1 protein-coding gene is annotated in these 242 nt (G+C 65.7%); it reads right to left on the bottom strand.

Annotated features, from left to right (window positions below; genetic code table 11):
- Positions 1-242 (bottom strand): hypothetical protein (locus tag ACZ3GY_RS24700; protein WP_465912449.1); only part of this gene is annotated, 242 nt, incomplete at both ends.

Here is a 242-nt window from a genome sequence, read left to right as displayed (position 1 = left end):
GATCACCAGCGGCAATCCAGGAAACGGCGACGCCAGCATCGCGCCTGCAAAGGCCGGACTGATGGCCGACGCAAGACTGCGAGGCACGGCGGTAAAACTCGCCGCCGCCGCGCGCTCCGGCGGCGTCACCACGGCCATGACGTAGGAGGTGCGCGTCGGCACGTCCATCTGCGATAGCGCGGCACGAACGAGTAGCAATCCCAGCGTCAGATAAAGGTCCGGCGAGAACGCCGCGATAATGA

Source organism: Pseudomonas sp. PME37.24/006 (assembly GCF_055556635.1).
The sequence above is the reverse complement of the archived record's forward strand: the minus strand, read 5'-3'. Positions and strand labels throughout refer to the sequence as shown.